Consider the following 17,059-nt stretch of genomic DNA (forward strand, 5'->3'; position numbering starts at 1 on the left):
CCTCCGCGTCATCGCATCTCGCAGCCCTCGCCTCATGGATTGCGTTCGGGCGCTCCGGTTCGTCACGGAATCGGCTGCCCTCCGCCTCTGGCCGCGACGCGTGGGAGCGAGCGCTTCGCCCCGAGCGCGGATCGAGCGGCTGAGGCAAGAATCCGTCGCGCGGCGCTGGCGGCTGGCCGTTGACATGCTGCCAGCGCCTCCGGATAGGATGCCCGATGGCCGAGATGACGCTGGGCTGTTCGCACGAATAGCCCATGTCCGCATTCAGCGGGCAGCCATCCCGGCCGCAAGGGAGGAATCGTGGCGAGACCGAGACAAAAGAAGTCAGCGCCGGCCAAGCCGAGCGCGCCGAACGAAGCTGCCGAGGCGTTTGCGCAGATCGAGCCCGAGCTCGAGCGCGTCGAGAAGGTCGTCCCCATCAACGTCGATATCCCGCGCGCGGTCGCCGTCGCCGTGGGCGCCGTCCCGCACCTCAAGGCGCTGCGCGCGCGCTTCGTGGACGAGCTGCCCAGGTTCCCGATCGAGGCGCTGGACAAGCTGATGAGCTACGCGCTCGGCGCCTGGTACGCGCACCTGCTCGCGCTGCCCGCCGGTCCGGGCCAGGACGGGATGAAGCCGCTCCTCGACGAGGCGTCCGCGCTGCGCGCCGACCTGCTCGTCGCGGCGGAGGCGCTCGCGCACAAGGGCTTCGTCGACGCCGGCCGCGTCGCGGAGATCCGGAGCGGCAACGGCCACCTCGACACGGCCAACGATCTGGTCGCGCTGGGCGCGCTGTTCGGCGAGGCGTGGGACGCCGTGAAGAACAGGACGACGGTGGAGTGGGCGGACGTCGAGCGCGCCTCGAAGCTCGGCCCGGAGCTGCTCGTGGCCCTCGGGGCGCGCAACCAGCCGGGGTTGCCGGCGCCCAAGGCGGCCGATCCGGCGGACCGGCGCGCGCGGGCGTTCACGCTGCTCGTGCGAGCGTATGACCAGTGCCGCCGCGGGGTCACGTACCTGCGCTGGGCCGAGGGGGACCATGATGCGATCGCGCCGTCGCTGTTCGCGAGCCGGGGCGGCGCGCGGCGCGCGGGGCCGGTGAAGGAGGAAGCAGCGGAGGAGGGGACGGTGGGAGAACCCGCCGAAGAAGGCGGCTCGGGCGCGGAAGGGAGCGGGGCGCCGGAGGAGTAGCGCGCGACGGAGGGGCACCGGAGCGCGCAGCTCCGAGCGCGCGGGCCGCTGTTCCGGTCCCTGTCCGGGGTGCTCCGCGACGCGGAGATCGCTCCTGCCCGGTCCGACCGCCTCGCTGGTGTCGATCTCGACATGCGCGGGGCGGTCGGACCGCCCTCCGGCTGTCGAGATCGGTGCTCGGAGCCCGGTCCGACCGCCCCGCGCATGTCGAGATCGATGCTTCCTAGCGGCTCGGACCGCCGGCCGGCCTTCGAGATTGATCCCTCCTAGCCGTTCGGACCGCCCTCCGGCTGTCGAGATCGATGCTCGGAGCCCGGTCCGACCGCTTCGGCCTCGGCCCGAACGTTCGGCTCTGCGCTTTCGTGGCCACCGTCACGCGAAGGCCGGCCCTACCCATCGCGCTCACTGCGATGGCGCTGGCCGAGCCGCGCCGCCCCGCCCCGCCAGGGTGAGCCCAGTCGCAACGGAAGCTGCCCCCGCGACCAGCAGCCGCTCAGGCGAGCCCTCCGCCCCTGGTATAAGGGGCGCATGCCATCCGATTTCGCCACATGGCTCGCCGATGCACGTAAGCAGAGGAACCTCAGCCAGGCCCGGCTCGCCGAGCAGGCCGGTGTGAGCCAGGCCCAGATCTCGCAGTGGGAGACCGGCAAAGTCACCCCCAACGAGGGCCAGATCGCCAAGCTCCACGCCGTCTTGGGCAAGCCGAAGGCCCGCCGGTCCGCCCCGGCAGCAGCTCTCGAGCTGCCGTTCGAGAAGCCCGCCGCGCAGATCCCGAAGAAGGCACCGGAAAAGAGCTCGGAGCCCCCGCCCTCCCCGCGCCGCGGGACCAAGGGCAAGGCGTCGTCCGCGGGCAGCGCCGCGGTGCTCGGCTTCGAGGAGAAGCTGTGGGAGGCGGCGGACACCCTGCGCGGGAGCATGGACCCGGCCGAGTACAAGCACGTCGTGCTCGGGCTGATCTTCCTCAAGTACATCTCCGACGCCTTCGAGCTGCGCTACGCCATGCTCTCCGCCGAGAAGAACGCGGATCCCGAGGACAAGGACGAGTACGAGGCCGAGAACGTCTTCTGGGTGCCCAAGGCGGCGCGCTGGTCGGCGCTCCAAAAGGCGGCCAAGGAGGCCGACATCGGGGTCCGCATCGATAAGGCCATGGAGGTCATCGAGAAGGAGAACCCGCCGCTCAAGGGCACGCTGCCGAAGGAGTATGCCCGGCCCGCCGTCGACAAGGAGCGCCTCGGAAAGCTCATCGACACGATGAGCGACATCGATCTTGCTGCGCCCGGCCACAACACCAAGGACCTGCTCGGCCGCGCGTACGAGTACTTCCTCAAGAAGTTCGCGTCGGCGGAGGGACGGCTGGGCGGCGACTTCTACACGCCGCAGTCGGTGGTGCGCGTGCTCGTGGAGATGCTCGAGCCGTACAAGGGCCGCGTCTTCGACCCGTGCTGCGGCTCGGGCGGGATGTTCGTGCAGTCGGAGAAGTTCGTGGAGGCGCACGGGGGTAACGCGCGCGACATCTCGGTGCACGGGCAGGAGTGGAACGCGACGACCTGGCGGCTCTGCCGGATGAACCTGGCCATCCGCGGCATCGAGGCGAACCTCGGCCCGACGTGGGCGAACAGCTTCCACCAGGACCTGCACCCGGGGCTTAAGGCCGACTTCGTGCTCGCCAACCCGCCGTTCAACGTGAGCGACTGGGGCGGGGAGCTGCTGCGCGAGGATGTGCGGTGGAGAGATTACGGCGTACCGCCGGTGGGGAACGCGAACTTCGCGTGGCTGCAACACATTCTGCACCACCTGAGCCCGGAGCGCGGGGTGGCCGGGGTGGTGCTAGCGAACGGGTCGATGTCATCGCAGCAGTCGAACGAGGGGGAGATCCGGAAGGCCATGGTCGAGGGGGACGTGGTCGACTGTATGGTGGCGCTGCCGGGGCAACTCTTCTATGCGACGCAGATCCCGGTGTGCCTGTGGTTTCTGGCGCGGAACAAGAAGGATAAACGGTTCCGGGATCGGCGGGGAGAAGTGCTCTTCATCGACGCGCGCAAGCTGGGGGCGCTGGTCGACAGGACGCACCGGGAGCTGTCCGAGGGGTCAGAGGGGGACGTCGCGCGGATCGCGCGGACGTACCATGCCTGGCGGGGTCAGCAGGAAGCCGGGAGGTACGCCGACGTGCCGGGGTTCTGCAAGAGCGTAACGTTGGAGGAAATCCGCACACATGGGCATGTGCTCACGCCGGGGCGATACGTGGGAGCAGAGGCCGCTGAGAATGACGACGAGCCGTTCGAGGACAAAATACAGCGCCTCGTGGCGAAGCTGGAGGAGCAATTCACCGAGGGGGCAAAACTAGAGAAGCTCATCAAGAAGGGTCTGAGGAGCCTGGGATATGCAGGCTAGCGAGTTCAAAGCGCGCATCAGTCGCACCAAGGGGCGCGAGGCCACCCAAGGCGTCATTCCAGGAAGGTTTGCGCTATCTGTCGGACGTCCAGAGCTGCGATGCCTACCAGGTCGGAATTGGACTGCTCTTAGTGAAGTCGCGCAGCTCGAGAGCGGCCATACTCCAAGTCGAAAACACTCAGAATATTGGAACGGTGGAGTCCCGTGGATCGGCATCAAGGACGCCGTCGACAATCACGGCCGTACCATAACCGATACATATCAACATATTTCCGACCTTGGTCTTGCAAACTCATCAGCACGCCTCCTACCGGAGCGAACAGTATGCCTATCTCGCACCGCCTCTGTCGGCTATGTCGTCGTAATGGGCCGCCCCATGGCAACGAGCCAGGACTTCGTCAACTGGGTCTGTGGCCCATTGCTTGAACCCGAATTCCTCAAATATATTCTTTTAGCGTGGATTTCGCGCCCACGGGGCACGAGTGGGCCGACGGCGACGCGCGAGCGGCGTTCCACCGACGAATGCGACGTCGATTACAATCGGGCGCGCTCAGCGCGCCGCGAAGGCACACGTCCCCCTTACCCCCACCATGAATTCGGCTGGTTCCGGGCTCAATTGAGCCGGCGAGCGAGCTGCGAGCGCTCCGGCACGTGCAGCTTCGTGCCCCGACTCGAGCGGGCCAACCTTCCAGGGACGAGGATCAGCGCGCGCCGCAGCCACGGCGTTCGCCAGCTCGCGAGGTGCGGAACATGGTCGAGCACATACCGGCGCATCAGGTTGGCGGTCAGCAGCTTCAGCAGCAGCGCGGCATGATTGGCGTTGAAGCTCTGGCTCGGCACGCGACCGCATCCCCAGCCGTGCTTGAGATCGCCGATGAGCGGCTCGATGCCCGCGCGCAGGTCATACCGCGCCGCGACGTCTTCGGGCGCTTCGACCGGCTCGTTGGTCAAGAAGACCTGCACCGTGTAGTCGAGGCCTTCCCAGAGGTAGATCTGCTTGCCGTTGTCCCGATCGCGTGTGCGTACGGCGATCACGCGGACTCCATTCGGCCAACCGCTGCGCCGGAAGGGGACCTCGGTCACCTGCCGTCGAGGACGACCGTCGGCATCCCGGTCGACGGTACGCCATCCGGTGGCGTACGCGACCCTGCCCACCAGATCGGGGCTCATCCGCGCCTTGGTCAGGAAGAAGCATCCCTTCGCGGCGACGGCGTGCATCAAGGCGCTGCAATCCCCCGCGCCGTCGATCCGCACGTAGATGGCCGCGCTCGGCGCTGCGGCGCGCGCCCGGTCAATGCACTCCTCGACGAAGGGCACATCGACTTCGCCGAAGCTCGTGTCGCCCGGTCGCAGCTTGGCCCCGACGATGGCCTCGACCTCGGCGATGCGCGCCAGGATCGGATGATAGCTCGGCCTTCCGCGATAGCGTGGGTTCGGGCCCGGCAGTGCCCCCTCTTGCATCCCGAAGAGCGGCTCCACGGTCGTGTCGACGTCGATGTGCACGAACCGGTGCTTTCGGCGAGCAACGAGGGCGAGCCCGTGGTCGACGACCATGCTGTGCAGCGCGTCGAGCGCCTCCTCATCGAACCGGCACAGGTCCCGGTAGACGGTGTCGATGCTCGGGACGACGCCGCCTGCGAGACGCACGAAGAGCGGATCGACGGCGAGCGCCTCGAGGCCGAAGACGCGCTCCTCGCCGGCGAGCGCGCTGTCCATCAGCAGGCGCATCTGCGCAGCCATCGGGTAGATGACCGTGCGGCCGGTCTTCAGCCGGGAGAACCTGCGGCTCAGGGCCGCGTCGATGCCGAGCTCGCGGATGAAGGCGCCGAAGGGGCCAAGCCCTGCGACGCCCGTCAGGTTCTTCTCCGTGGGCTCGACGTGAATCCCGGCAGGATCTGGCCGCCGGATTCGCCCCGGGTGCCACCCGTCGCCTTTCCTCTTGAACCCGAACTCGCGTCGACGCACCTTGGAGGTGCTCGGCGTGTGCCTTCGTTTGGTCATAGCAACCCGGACGGGTCGCCACGCCGAGCCTTTCTTTCAAGGACTTCCGTTTACGACGACGGATTTCTCACGCCTCAGATCGGCTTCGTAGGCGCGAAATCCACGTTTAGCGGAGCGAGATAGCCTCTGCTACTTCGCAAGCGGAACCACCCATCAAACAATCTACTATCCAGAAGCCAAAGCGTTCCACGTTCTTCTGTCTTCCATAAAGGAGCAGAAACGCATCTTGAGCATCATCGGCGCGCTCGACGATCAAATCGAACTCAACCAGCGCACCAGTGAGACACTCGAGGCTATAGCCCGCACGCTTTTCAAGAGCTGGTTCGTCGATTTCGATCCAGTGCGAGCGAAGAGCGAAGGCCGTCAACCGATCGGGATGGATGCAACAACAGCGAACCTTTTCCCATCTGGCTTTCAACACTCAGGATCTCTAGGCGAGATCCCGCAGACATGGGCGACGCGATCCGTCTACGAGTGCGCAACATACGTCAACGGAGCAGCCTATCGTGACTTTGAATTCTCTGCCGATCGATCAGGGCTTCCAATCGTAAAGATCGCGGAGCTCAAATCCGGGATCACAGGACAGACGAAGTTCACCCGCTCGAGCCCAGGCGAAAAATACAAGATCACCACAGGCGACGTACTCTTTTCCTGGTCAGGCAATCCGGATACATCCATCGACACATTCCTGTGGGCCGGTGGCGACGCCTGGTTAAATCAACACATATTTAAGGTAGTCACAGAAAATCGTCGTTGGCGAGTATTCGTATTCTTCTTGCTACGTTGGTTACGGCCGAAATTTGCCGAAATAGCCCGAAACAAACAGACAACCGGACTAGGGCATGTAACCACACAAGACATGAAGCACCTGGCAGTTCCGACACCAAGCGACGCCATACTAAATGCCTTTGAGCAACAGGCCGGCCCCTGCCTCGACACCATGCTTCTCAACTCACTTCAATCCTCCACTCTCGCCGAGCTCCGCGACGCCCTCCTCCCCAAGCTCATCTCCGGCGAGATCCGCATCAAGGACGCCGAAAAGATCGCCTCCACCGTCCTCTGACCCCAGGAGCCCAGATGACCTACGCCACCGAGTCCGATCTCGAACAGGCCGCTCTCTCCTGGTTCGCAACCCTTGGCTACGAGGTCCTCGACCGCGACAACCTCGACCCGGAGAGCGTCTACCAGGAACGCGCCGCCGTCGATCAGGTGATCCTCGAAGGCCGCCTCCGCGCAGCCCTCGACCGCTTCAACCCGGGCGCCCCGCAAGAGGCCATCGACGAAGCGATCCGGATCCTCCGCCGTCACGACGCGCCCACGCTCCTTCAGAACAACCTCACGTTCCACCGGATGCTGGCCCACGGGATCACCGTCGAAGTTGCAGGCGAAGCTGGCCGCATGCGCGGCGTCCTGGTGCGGATCGTCGATGCCAAGAATCCCGCCGCGAACGACTGGATGGTCACGAGCCAGCTCGACGTCGTCGACCGCGCCACCGGCACTGGCCAGGCTCGCCGGCCCGACATCGTGGTGTACGTCAATGGCCTCCCGCTCGCCGTGCTCGAGCTGAAGAACCCCACGTCCCCGAGCGCCGACGTCGGCGACGCCTACAACCAGCTCCAGACGTACGCGAGAGACATCCCCTCGCTCTTCGTCACCAACTGCGTGCTCGTGATCTCGGATGACGTCCACGCCCGGATCGGCCCCCTCTCCGCGCCATTCTCACGCTTCGCCCCATGGCGCACCATCGGCGGAGAAAAGGACGAGCCCGCCGGGAGCCAGCCGCTCCAGGTGCTCATCGCCGGGGTCTTCGCCAGGCACCACTTCCTCGATCTGTGCCAGAGCTTCGTCACCTTCGAGCACGATCGCGGCCGGATCGTGAAGAAGCTGGCCGGCTACCACCAGTTCCACGCCGTGCGCCTGGCCGTGGAGAAGACCGTGGCCGCGTCCGGCGAGGGCGGCGACCAGCGGATCGGCGTCGTGTGGCACACCCAGGGCTCGGGCAAGAGCCTCACCATGGTGTTCTACGCCGGGAAGCTCGTGCGCGATCCGAGGATGCAGAACCCGACGATCGTCGTTCTCACCGACCGCAACGACCTCGACGATCAGCTGTTCGGCACGTTCGCGCAGGCGAAGGCGCTCCTCCGGCAAGAGCCGGAGCAAGCGCAAGATCGCGAGCACCTCCGATCGCTGCTCACCACCACCTCGGGCGGCATCTACTTCACCACCGCGCAGAAGTTCCTCCCGGAGGGCGGCGAGCGGAGAAAGCCTCTCTCGGACCGCCGGAACATCGTGGTCATCGCCGACGAGGCCCACCGGAGCCAGTACGGCTTCAAGGAGAAGGTCGACGAGAAGACCGGCAAGAAGACATGGGGCTTCGCTGTCCACATGCGCGATGCGCTCCCCGGCGCGTCGTTCATCGGCTTCACCGGCACGCCGGTGGATCTGAAGGACCGGAGCACGGTCCAGGTCTTCGGCGACACCATCAGCGTTTACGACATCCAGCGCGCCGTCCACGACAAGGCGACCGTCCCGATCTACTACGAGGCCCGCCAAACCCGGCTCGCCCTCGACGAGAACGAGCGCCCGCATATCGACCCCGCCTTCGAGGAGGTGACCGAAGGGGAGGAGGCGGACCACAAGGAGGCGCTCAAGTCGGAGTGGTCCGCGGTCGAGGCCGTGGCCGGGACGCGCAAGCGCATCGGCCTCGTGGCGGCGGATCTCGTGGCGCACTTCGAGAAGCGGCTCGGCACGATCCAGGGCAAGGCGCTCGTCGTGTGCATGAGCCGCCGGATCTGCGTCGAGCTCCACGACGCGATCAAGGCGCTGCGGCCGGCGTGGCACGACGACGACGACGACGGCGGCGCGATCAAGGTGGTGATGACGGGCTCGGCCGCGGATGCGCCGGAGCTCCTGCCGCACGTGCGCAGCAAGGCACGACGCGCGCGGCTCGCCGAGCGCTTCAAAGATCCCAGCGACCCCCTGAAGATCGCGATCGTGCGCGACATGTGGCTCACCGGCTTCGACGCGCCCTGCATGCACACGCTCTACGTCGACAAGCCGATGCAAGGGCACAGCCTCCTCCAGGCCATCGCCCGCGTGAACCGGGTGTTCGGCGACAAGCCGGGCGGGCTCGTGGTCGATTACTTCGGCCTGGAAGAGTCGCTAAAGCAAGCGGTCAAAGCCTATACGGAGAGCGGCGGCAAGGGGAAGCCCACGACCGATAAAGCCGAAGAGATCGCCAAGATGAAGGCGACGCTCGAGGTCTGTCAGGACCTGTTCCACGGCTTCGACTACAGGCCGTTCCTCGAGGGCGGTCCGGAGGAGCGCCTGGCGGTGCTGCCCCGCGCCCGCGAGCACGTGCTCGGGTTGCGAGCGCCGCAGGGCGATGGCGAGGGCAAGGGCGGCAAGAAGAAGAAACGCGCGCCGGACGGCTACGACCGCTTCCTGCAGGGCGTGACGGATCTCTCGAACGCGTTCTCGCTGGCGATGCCCGACGAGGAATGCGAGGCGATCCGCAGCGAGGTCGCGTTCTTCCAGGCGGTCAAGGCGGGCCTCGTGAAGCTCACCTCGTCCCGACGCCTGCAGCGACACGAGCTCGGGCACGCGATCCGAGAGATCGTCGAGAACGCGATCGTGCCCGGTCAGGTCGTCGACGTGTTCGAAGCGGCCGGCGTAGCCAAGCCGAACCTGTCGATCCTGTCGGAGGCGTTTCTCGCAGAGATCCGGAAGATGCCGCTCAAGCGCGTGGCGGCCGAGCTGCTCCGGAGCCTGCTCGAGGACGAGGTCACGGCGCGATCGCGGCGCAGCCTGGTGCAAGGCAAGTCGTTCGCCGAGATGCTCGAGCGCGCGCTGAAGCGGTTCCGGAACCGCTCGATCGACAGCGCGGCGGTCCTCGAGGAGCTCATCGAGCTGGCGCAGGCCATGGCCGCCGCCGATCAGCGGCCGGCGGAGCTGTCGCTGTCCCCGGAGGAGGCAGCCTTCTATGAGGCTCTCGCCGACAACCGGAGCGCGGTGGAGAAGCTCGGCGACGAGGCGCTGTCCCAGATGGCGCGGGAGCTCACCGCGCTGGTGCGGAAGAACGCGACCCTGGACTGGACGCACAAGCGGTCGGTGCAAGCGAACCTGCGCCGGCTGGTGAAGCGCCTCCTCCGGGACCACGGCTACCCACCCGACGCAGCGCCTAAGGCGACCGAGACGGTGCTCGAGCAGGCCAAGCTGCTCGGGATCAACGAGGTGGAAGGCGGCTCCGAGGCCTCGGGAGAGCTGGGAAGCTGGACCGATCCGGCGGAGGTCCCCGCCCCCGTCGTGACGCCGGCCGCCCCCGCGCTGCCGAAGCCGCTGCCGTACCCGATCGCCGTCTTTGACAGCCTGGTAGAAAGCCAGGAAACCGCCGTGCTGCGCGTGAAAACGCGCCGTGACGGCGTGGAACGGACGCTCACGTTCCTGGTGGCAGCGGAGCTCGGGCTTCTGAAAGAAGGAGCGGGCGGGAAGTTGCCTGAGACGGCCTTGGCGCTGCTGAAGGACTCCCTGGGTAAGCCCATCTCGATGGGGACCTGGCTGGAGCTCGCGTGGAAGCTCGCAGCCCTGCTGCCCGCATCGTCCACCGACCCCATCGTGCGCGCAGCTCGCATGCTGGTGACGTCCGATGGCAAACAGTCCGCCTTGACAAGGGAATTGACAACCGACGTCGTGCCCGATCGCAACACGTTCGCACACGCCGTCGTCGCCTCCGAAGAAGCCGTGGCGCGCGACGAGGCTCCGCTGCACGCGCTGTGGAAGCGCATCAAGGAGGCGCTGGCGCCGTTATCCGAGTGCGAGCTCGTGTCGCAAGTGGCCATCCTAGATTTGGATTTCACGAAGGGGACGAGCACCTGCAGCGTCCGCATCCACCAGGGATCGACGGACCCGTTTCGGATCGTGCCGCGGGAGATCCCGGGCAAGCTCGAAAAGAGCTGGTGCTACTTGCTGCGGGATGGAAAGCCCCCCCTTCCGCTAGCGCCGCTGGTAATGTGCGCGGTGGCAGAGAGGAACGGTGCGCCCGAAGTGTTCATGGCGCGCGTGCTCGACGTGAGCCCAGGGGCGAAGGTTGAGCTGCTCGGGGTCAGGTCGGACCGCAAAGTGAAGATGGTCGTGCCGGCATGAGGCGCGAGCCCATGTCGTCAGAGCACGCGCTCCAGGAAGACAGCGAAGTTTCGGAGCAGCGCCATCTCGGCGTCCCCGAGCTGGTCGGGGTCGAAGTGCATCACGTCGTTGCGCAGCTCATGAATCTTCCTCAGATCCGCAAGGAAAGGACCTCGATCGAATCGAACTTCCAGCTTCGGCCAGGACTTGGTAGGCTCCAGTAAAGCTACGTATTCTCCGAAGTTCAGGTCCGAAACGGAGTTGATGACACGTGACGTATCCGCGGGATTCTTAGCCTGCTGGAGCTCACCGGGATCGAAGCTGCGAGCGATGAGGATGCGAAGCATGTTTTCGATCTGCCCCAGCAAGAGGAACGGTTCGGTCAGCGTTCGGAATTGAAGGCTGAGATCCGCGACAGTTACGATGCCCTGGAAAGTGCGATCGGGGCCGCGCACGAGAACGAAGCCGGCGGCCGCGATCTTCGGGATGGTGTCCAGCAACCCGACGTCGTAGGAGACCTCTTCGGCTGCTGACATACAATCGTTGACCGTCTCGCATTTCTCCCCGAGCGCCGTAGCCGTGGCGATGCTCTGCCAGGAGATGGCCCCCTTGCACTCTCGCTCGCTCTGGAGGACCGGCAGCTGCGAGAAATCCCTGAGCATCATGAGCGTCATCGCTTCGTTGAGCGACGTCCCTGGCCGCACCGAGACGATCGGCTTGCTCGCGGCGGGCAACCCACCGATCCGGGGAATCGGATCGCTCGCTCCGGTACTCTTGACCTCAGACTGCCCAGACGGTGAGGCGGAGCTGGTCGTGGCGGCAGGTGGATCCGCCGGGTGATCGGCGGTTCTTGCCTCCGCCGGATTCTCGCCCTCGGAGTCGGTCGCCTGCGCGCTCACGGGTCTCACGCGAATGGCTACATCGACCCACACGTCCTTGAAGTCAGGCTCGGTCATGAGCCCGAGCCTCAGGAGCTCACCATCGATGCGGGCGACTACCCGTGCACCACGCCGGGCGGCACCAAACCAGCTCAGCAGTTGCCGGCCGGTGATCTCCGGTTCTTCCCCCTGACGGACTAGCTCCGCGACTGCCTCGAGCCCGTCGAGTTCTCTGCGCTTATCGACCACAGGAAGCTCCTTGCTCTCCTCTGAGAGATACGCGTGATACGAGCCGCATCAGTAAGGTACCACCCGCGCCAGTCCGAGAAGCAGGTCTCTCGGATCGTGCTGCGCCGCCCCGCCGGCCAAGACTCGCTGGATCGTTGGCTCCCAGGGCTCGAATACCGCCCAGAGCTCGGACACGCCGGTGCGCGCCTCATGACCAAGCGCCTGGAGGAGCTGAAGGGCTCCCGGACGCTCCTTGTCCTTGTTGTCGAGAAAGCGCTCTGCGTCCTTGCGGTGCCTCGCCCACAAGAGACCAGCAACCTCCGCGGTGCTCGCGAGGACGATGGTCGACAGGACGAGCCCCGCGCGCGCTCGCCTGAGGTGTGTGAGGCTGCCGAGCACGTCCGCGGGGGCGTTGAGGATCGCATGGATGCCGGCCGCCTGCCGTAGAATCCCATGCACGGGATAGTCATCGTACCCACCGGTGAGCCACGGAAGGCCGAAGACCTTCCAGGCCCGCACGGCGGCGAGGAAATCGTCCCTCTCTGCGCCGAGGAACATCGACGCCGCGCGGCCCAGGCGCAACCAGTGAAGCAGCGCGAAGCCCTGCGCGTAGGGATTGTCGAGGCCGACGATCGCCTTGCCGATCGCATCGTGCGTCGCGTTGGCGAGCCCGAGGCTCTCTGCGAGAAATTCTCGCGCCTTGGCGAAATCGCCGGCGACGGTCTCGATCTGACACCGGTACTGCCGCTGCCGAGCCTTGTCGTCGTCCGTGGAAAACTCTGCGATGGCCTCATCGCTGAGCTGACGCGCAACGTCGATCCGCTTGGCATCACGCAGCCCGGCGTACGTCTCGCTCTGAAGCCACGTGCCGAGAGCCTCGGCGCGAGCGGTCGATCGGATTCGGTCGGGGAACACGTCCGGCATGGCCGCAGAGAACAGGCCCGAGAGCTCGCGGTAGTAGTCCGCCACGAGCTTCATGCGCGCCGCGGCGTCGTCGAACGCGAAGCAGTCGGTACGGTGGACGGCCTGGGCGATCATGCCCTGGATGAGGAGAGGAGAATGTTCCCAGCGGTGCGTCAGCGCCGAGGTGAGCCCGTCGAGCTTCGCCGCGGCGCTCTTCGCGCCGATGAGATCGCCGAGATGATTGCTCGCGGTGAGGACCCAGCGCTGGAGCGCGTAGGTGAACCAGTCGAGCGCGCTGGCGCTCCCGGCGGCTTCAAGCCGCTTCCGGAGCGGGACCTCGACCTCCTGCGCGAGGAACGCCGCGAGCTTCCTGCCGTCCTCCAGCGATCGCTGGTGCTCGATGACCTGTTCTAGCCAGTTCACGAGCGCCGCGAGCTCAGGATCGCGCATCCGCGCGCCCAGTGCAGCGAGCCTACCGACGATCGCGCCAAGTCGCTGGCGTGATCCCTCGCTGGCGGGTTGCGCCGGATCGATGGCGGACTCTGCGAGGAGCATCAGCGCCCGACCGAACGAGAGCTCTCGCACGAGATCGTCGACGCGCTCGAAAAGCTCGCGGATGACGAGGGTCTGGTCGAACGAACCAAAGGCCGACTCGAGCGCGTGGCGGACCTCGGGTCCAAGTCGCTTGAACGACGCGTGGCTGGCGTTGCTGATGAGGTCGCAGATCTGGAGCTCACGCCGTCGCCTGCCCGAAAGCAGCTTGATGCCCGATACACGCCAGCCCGATAGCTCACTCGCGACGCCCCTGCGTACGGCCATGAACGTCATGGCTTCCTGGATGCGTTCATCGTACTCCGCCTCGGAGAGGAGCTCGGGAGCGCCGCTCGCATCCTCGGCGATGACCACGAGCGCCCCATGGACGCGGAGATCGACGCAGGGCTCTCCGCGCGCCGAGAGCTCACGGAGGACACGCAGGATGAGCTCAGCAACCATTCGCGTGTAGGTCGCGACGCGGTCGCCATAGCTCACTCCTTCGCGATTCACGAGCCGGACGGGTTGCCAGCCGCGCGAGCGGATCTCGCTGATCAGCTTCTCGATGAGCGGCTCAAAGCTGGCCTGCGGGATCTCCGTGCCGTGGACCTCTTCTCCGAGTCGGAGCTTGGCGGCTCTATGGGCCTCTTCGAGCACGACCTCCGCGGATCCGTGGGAAAGTGATCCGCGCCGCACGAGGAGCCCGGCGAGCTGGCTCGGGAATCTCTGGGTTCGGTTCCGCTCGCCGGATCGCGTCGATGTCTCGATGAACCGCCCGCTCTCGTCGAACCAGAGGTCGTACTCGGCTGGCTTGGGGACAGGACCTGCCCCCGAGGGGCCCTGCGTGCTCGCGCGATCTACCATCGTGATCGGCATACCATAGAGGCAGGACGGCGGCGTGCAGACGGCCAAAGGGCTTCGAGGCCATCGCCGAGCTGGAGCTCCTACTCGCAGACGCGGCGCCAGGCTCATCGTCGCAGCCGCCAGCGCGGGCTGGACGGGGCTGCCGGCGAGGTGACACGCCCCAGCCAGAACGCTAGGCGCGCAGCGTGTAGAACCGCTGCCACCTCACGCCGCGAACATCCGATCGAGCACCGCCCTCGGCGCGCCGCCCTTCAGGGTCGCCTCGAGCGCCTCGAACACCCCCGCATCCACCTTCCGCGCCTTCGCGAACGCCACGACGCGCGGGATCAGCGGGATCGCCTCCACCCGCAGCCTGGCCTCCGCGACCGCCTCGTCGAGCGTCCGCCCGCGCGCGAGCGCCTTGCCGAGCACCACCTCGGGGCGGCCCTCGAGCCGGATCGAGGCGAGCAGGTCGCCGTAGCCGCCGAGCCCCAGCATCGTCCGCTCCTCCGCGCCCGCCGCGGCGGCGACGCGGGCCGCGCTGTCGACCGCCCTCGAGATCAGCGCGGCGAGCAACCCCGGCCCCGCGCCCGCCTGCTCGGCGAAGCCGACGCCGACGGCGAGGCAGCCGACAAGCGCCGACGCCCACTCCAGGCCCTGGAGATCCGGCGTCGTGTAGACGTGGAGCGCCTCCGACTGGAACGCCGCCGTCACCGCGGCGTGGACCTCCGGGAAGCGCGAGCCGCACACCATCGCCGAGGGGCGACCCTCCCGGAGCTCGTCCTCCTGCACCGGGCCGCCCAGAGCGCCCACCCGGCGCGCCGGGGTCTCCTCGCGCACCAGGTCCGAGACGGTCTTCAGCGCCTCACCCTCGAGGCCGCGCACGCCGTGGATCACGAGGTGCGAGCCGTCCATGTGATCGCCGAGCGCGCGCAGCGCCGTCCGCGCCGCGTTCGACGGCACCGCGATCACGAGCAGCCGCGCCCGGGCGACCTCCGCGTGGTCCCGCACGATCCGCGGGCCGCCTTTGATCTGCGGGTGCTCGCGGCGGGAGTACAGGAGGACCTCCGCGCCGGTGCGGCTCGCGGCGAGCGCCAGCGCCACGCCCCAGAAACCGCCGCCGATGACCCCCACCGAAGGCGCCGGAAGCGCGCTCCCCGGGGCGCTCACTGGCCACCCCCGGCGCCGTTCATCGAGCCCACGCGCGCGTCCGCCTCGCCCGCGCGGGACGAGGCCGGTGAGGACGACGACGAGGCCGGTGAGGACGACGAAGCGGGCGAGGCCGAGCCCCGCGGCTCATCCAGCGGCGGCGGCGGTGAGGCGGGCTCGAGCGGCGGGAGCGGCGGCTGGACCTGCAGGCCGGAAGGGACGCCGGGCGGCGCGATGACGTCCCACGCCACCCCGTGGGCGGCGAGGCGGTTCTGGTAGTAAAAGAGCAGGTTGGTGTCGCAGAGCGCGATGCCGTCGGGCCGCGAGTCGAGCACCGGCGACGAGTGGTAACCCGCGAAGGCGCGCAGCGCGCGCTCGACGATGTCCCCGCCCGAGCCGAGCCGGACGTCCTCGCCCAGCACGATGCACCCCCGCTGCTCGAGCGCGCGCAGCCGATCGCAGAGGGCCACCACGTCGGCCGCGAGGTCGTCGCGCGGCACCGTGAGCACGTCGCGCTGCCGGAGCACCGTGAAGAGATCCGCGGCGGGCGCCTGGCTGCGGAGCCGGGCGAAGCTCGCCGCCGCGACGACGTGCGTCGCCATCACGACCGTGTCGCGCGCGTATGCCCGGCAGATCTCCTCGCCGAGCTCGCGCGCGTACTGGGCGTCGCGCGCCGCGTCGATGACCGCCCTGCCGCCCTGATCCTTCACGTAGCTCGCCGGATCGACCTCGCGACCGCGGGCGTCGAACGAGCGGCCCAGCTCGTCGACCCGGTTGCCGAACGGATCGAGCGGCTCGGAGAAGCGGATGACCACCGCGGCGTTCATCGCGAGGAGCTTGCGCAGGAACGAGGCGATCCGGCCGATGCGGCTCGACTCGTCGTCCTCGATGATGAAGCGGCCCTTGCCGGCCTCGGAGAGGAAATCGGCGATCAGCGTCTCGGCCTCGAGCGTGATGAGGTAGTTGATCGTGGCCGGGACGAAGAAGACGCGGCGCTCGCGGCCGCTCTGCAGCGTCCGCGTGTAGGCCTCGAACGCGCTGCCGACCAGGCCCAGCTTGAGCTTCCGCTCGATGCCGCCCGAGCGAGACCGCGTGCCCCCCGGGAAGAACAGCGAGTGGTAGCCGCGCTCCAGGAGCACGCCGGAGTACGTCTTCAGCACGTCCTTGTAGAGGTTGTGCCGGATGCGCCGGTCGACGCGGTAGGCGCCGAGGTTGTGCATGAAGAACGAGAGGACCGGGTTCGTGAACAGGTTCTTGCCGGCGCCGTACGTGGCGGGCGGCAGGCCGGCGCGCTCGAGGGCGTAGCCGAACACGATCGAGTCCATGTTCGACAGGTGGGTCGGGACGTAGACGGCCGTGCCACGCTGCACGAGCGAGCGGAGCTTCGCGAGCGGACCCTCCACGAGCACCCGGTCGGCCAGGAGCTCGAGGCTGACGAGCTTGAGCGGGTCGCGGACCACCGTCATGAGCTTGCGCGGCGCGATCAGGGCGCTGACGACCGGCGGCAGGAGCCGCGACGACAGCTGGTAGACGCGCCGGTCGAAGTTCCCCGCGATGTCCCACGCGTACTCCTCCGAGAGCTCCCGCAGGCGGCGGCGGCGCTCGGCGTCGTGCATGCGGCCGAGCGAGCGGGCGAGCCGCTGCCACTCGGCGAGCTCGCGGACGTCCTGCGGCTTCCGGGACCCCTCGAGCCGCTTCGCCTCCTGATACGCCGCCTCGTTCATGGCGAGCAGCGGATCCCTCGTGGAGCCGACGACCCGGTCGACCACGGTGCGCACGATCTCGTCGCGCGCGTCGTTGAACCCGAAGATGGGAGCGCGGGAGTCCATGGGCCTAGTCGTATAGAA

Annotated in this window: 8 protein-coding genes and 2 pseudogenes; 5 read left to right on the forward strand and 5 right to left on the reverse strand. The window is 67.5% G+C overall.

Features of this window, described 5'->3' with window-relative positions:
• The first annotated feature begins 300 nt into the window (after positions 1-300).
• From WMF27_RS40150 to WMF27_RS40160, 3 genes and pseudogenes are all read left to right on the forward strand, one after another.
• Positions 301-1,167, forward strand: coding sequence for a hypothetical protein (locus WMF27_RS40150; protein ID WP_437763634.1), 867 nt, complete (start codon positions 301-303; stop codon positions 1,165-1,167).
• A gap of 528 nt (positions 1,168-1,695) precedes the next feature.
• Positions 1,696-3,558 carry an N-6 DNA methylase gene (locus WMF27_RS40155; protein ID WP_437763633.1) on the forward strand — a complete coding sequence of 621 codons (1,863 nt, stop codon included), beginning with the start codon at positions 1,696-1,698 and terminating at the stop codon, positions 3,556-3,558.
• Positions 3,548-4,000, forward strand: a pseudogene (locus WMF27_RS40160) (restriction endonuclease subunit S); the annotation flags it as partial. The gene WMF27_RS40155 and the pseudogene WMF27_RS40160, both read left to right, overlap by 11 nt.
• Positions 4,001-4,170: 170 nt before the next feature.
• On the opposite strand, the gene WMF27_RS40165 reads toward WMF27_RS40160, so the two are convergent.
• Positions 4,171-5,559 carry an IS1380 family transposase gene (locus WMF27_RS40165; RefSeq protein ID WP_437763081.1) on the reverse strand — a complete coding sequence of 463 codons (1,389 nt, stop codon included), beginning with the start codon at positions 5,557-5,559 and terminating at the stop codon, positions 4,171-4,173.
• 226 nt (positions 5,560-5,785) lie between these two features.
• Here WMF27_RS40165 and WMF27_RS40170 point away from each other — a divergent pair, with 226 nt between their 5' ends.
• Together WMF27_RS40170 and WMF27_RS40175 are read left to right on the forward strand one after the other, a co-directional pair.
• Positions 5,786-6,622: a restriction endonuclease subunit S gene (locus WMF27_RS40170; protein ID WP_437943443.1), complete on the forward strand. Its 837-nt coding sequence runs from the start codon at positions 5,786-5,788 to the stop codon at positions 6,620-6,622.
• Between the two features lie 14 nt (positions 6,623-6,636).
• A pseudogene (locus tag WMF27_RS40175) lies at positions 6,637-9,786 on the forward strand (type I restriction endonuclease subunit R); the annotation flags it as partial.
• Between the two features lie 932 nt (positions 9,787-10,718).
• On the opposite strand, the gene WMF27_RS40180 reads toward WMF27_RS40175, so the two are convergent.
• From WMF27_RS40180 to WMF27_RS40195, 4 genes are all read right to left on the reverse strand, one after another.
• Positions 10,719-11,807 (reverse strand): CBS domain-containing protein, encoded by a 1,089-nt coding sequence (locus tag WMF27_RS40180; protein ID WP_437763631.1) that lies wholly within the window; start codon positions 11,805-11,807, stop codon positions 10,719-10,721.
• A gap of 48 nt (positions 11,808-11,855) precedes the next feature.
• Positions 11,856-14,084 (reverse strand): hypothetical protein, encoded by a 2,229-nt coding sequence (locus WMF27_RS40185; protein ID WP_437763630.1) that lies wholly within the window; start codon positions 14,082-14,084, stop codon positions 11,856-11,858.
• 204 nt (positions 14,085-14,288) lie between these two features.
• Positions 14,289-15,233: an NAD(P)-binding domain-containing protein gene (locus WMF27_RS40190; protein ID WP_437763629.1), complete on the reverse strand. Its 945-nt coding sequence runs from the start codon at positions 15,231-15,233 to the stop codon at positions 14,289-14,291.
• A complete protein-coding gene (locus WMF27_RS40195) occupies positions 15,230-17,041 on the reverse strand; it encodes a 1-acyl-sn-glycerol-3-phosphate acyltransferase (RefSeq protein ID WP_437763628.1) in 1,812 nt (603 codons plus the stop codon). The genes WMF27_RS40190 and WMF27_RS40195 overlap by 4 nt, the downstream gene beginning before the upstream one ends.
• Positions 17,042-17,059 lie beyond the last annotated feature (18 nt).

Origin of the sequence: Sorangium sp. So ce281 (assembly GCF_051527395.1) — a bacterium.
GTDB lineage: Bacteria > Myxococcota_A > Polyangia > Polyangiales > Polyangiaceae > Sorangium > Sorangium cellulosum_B.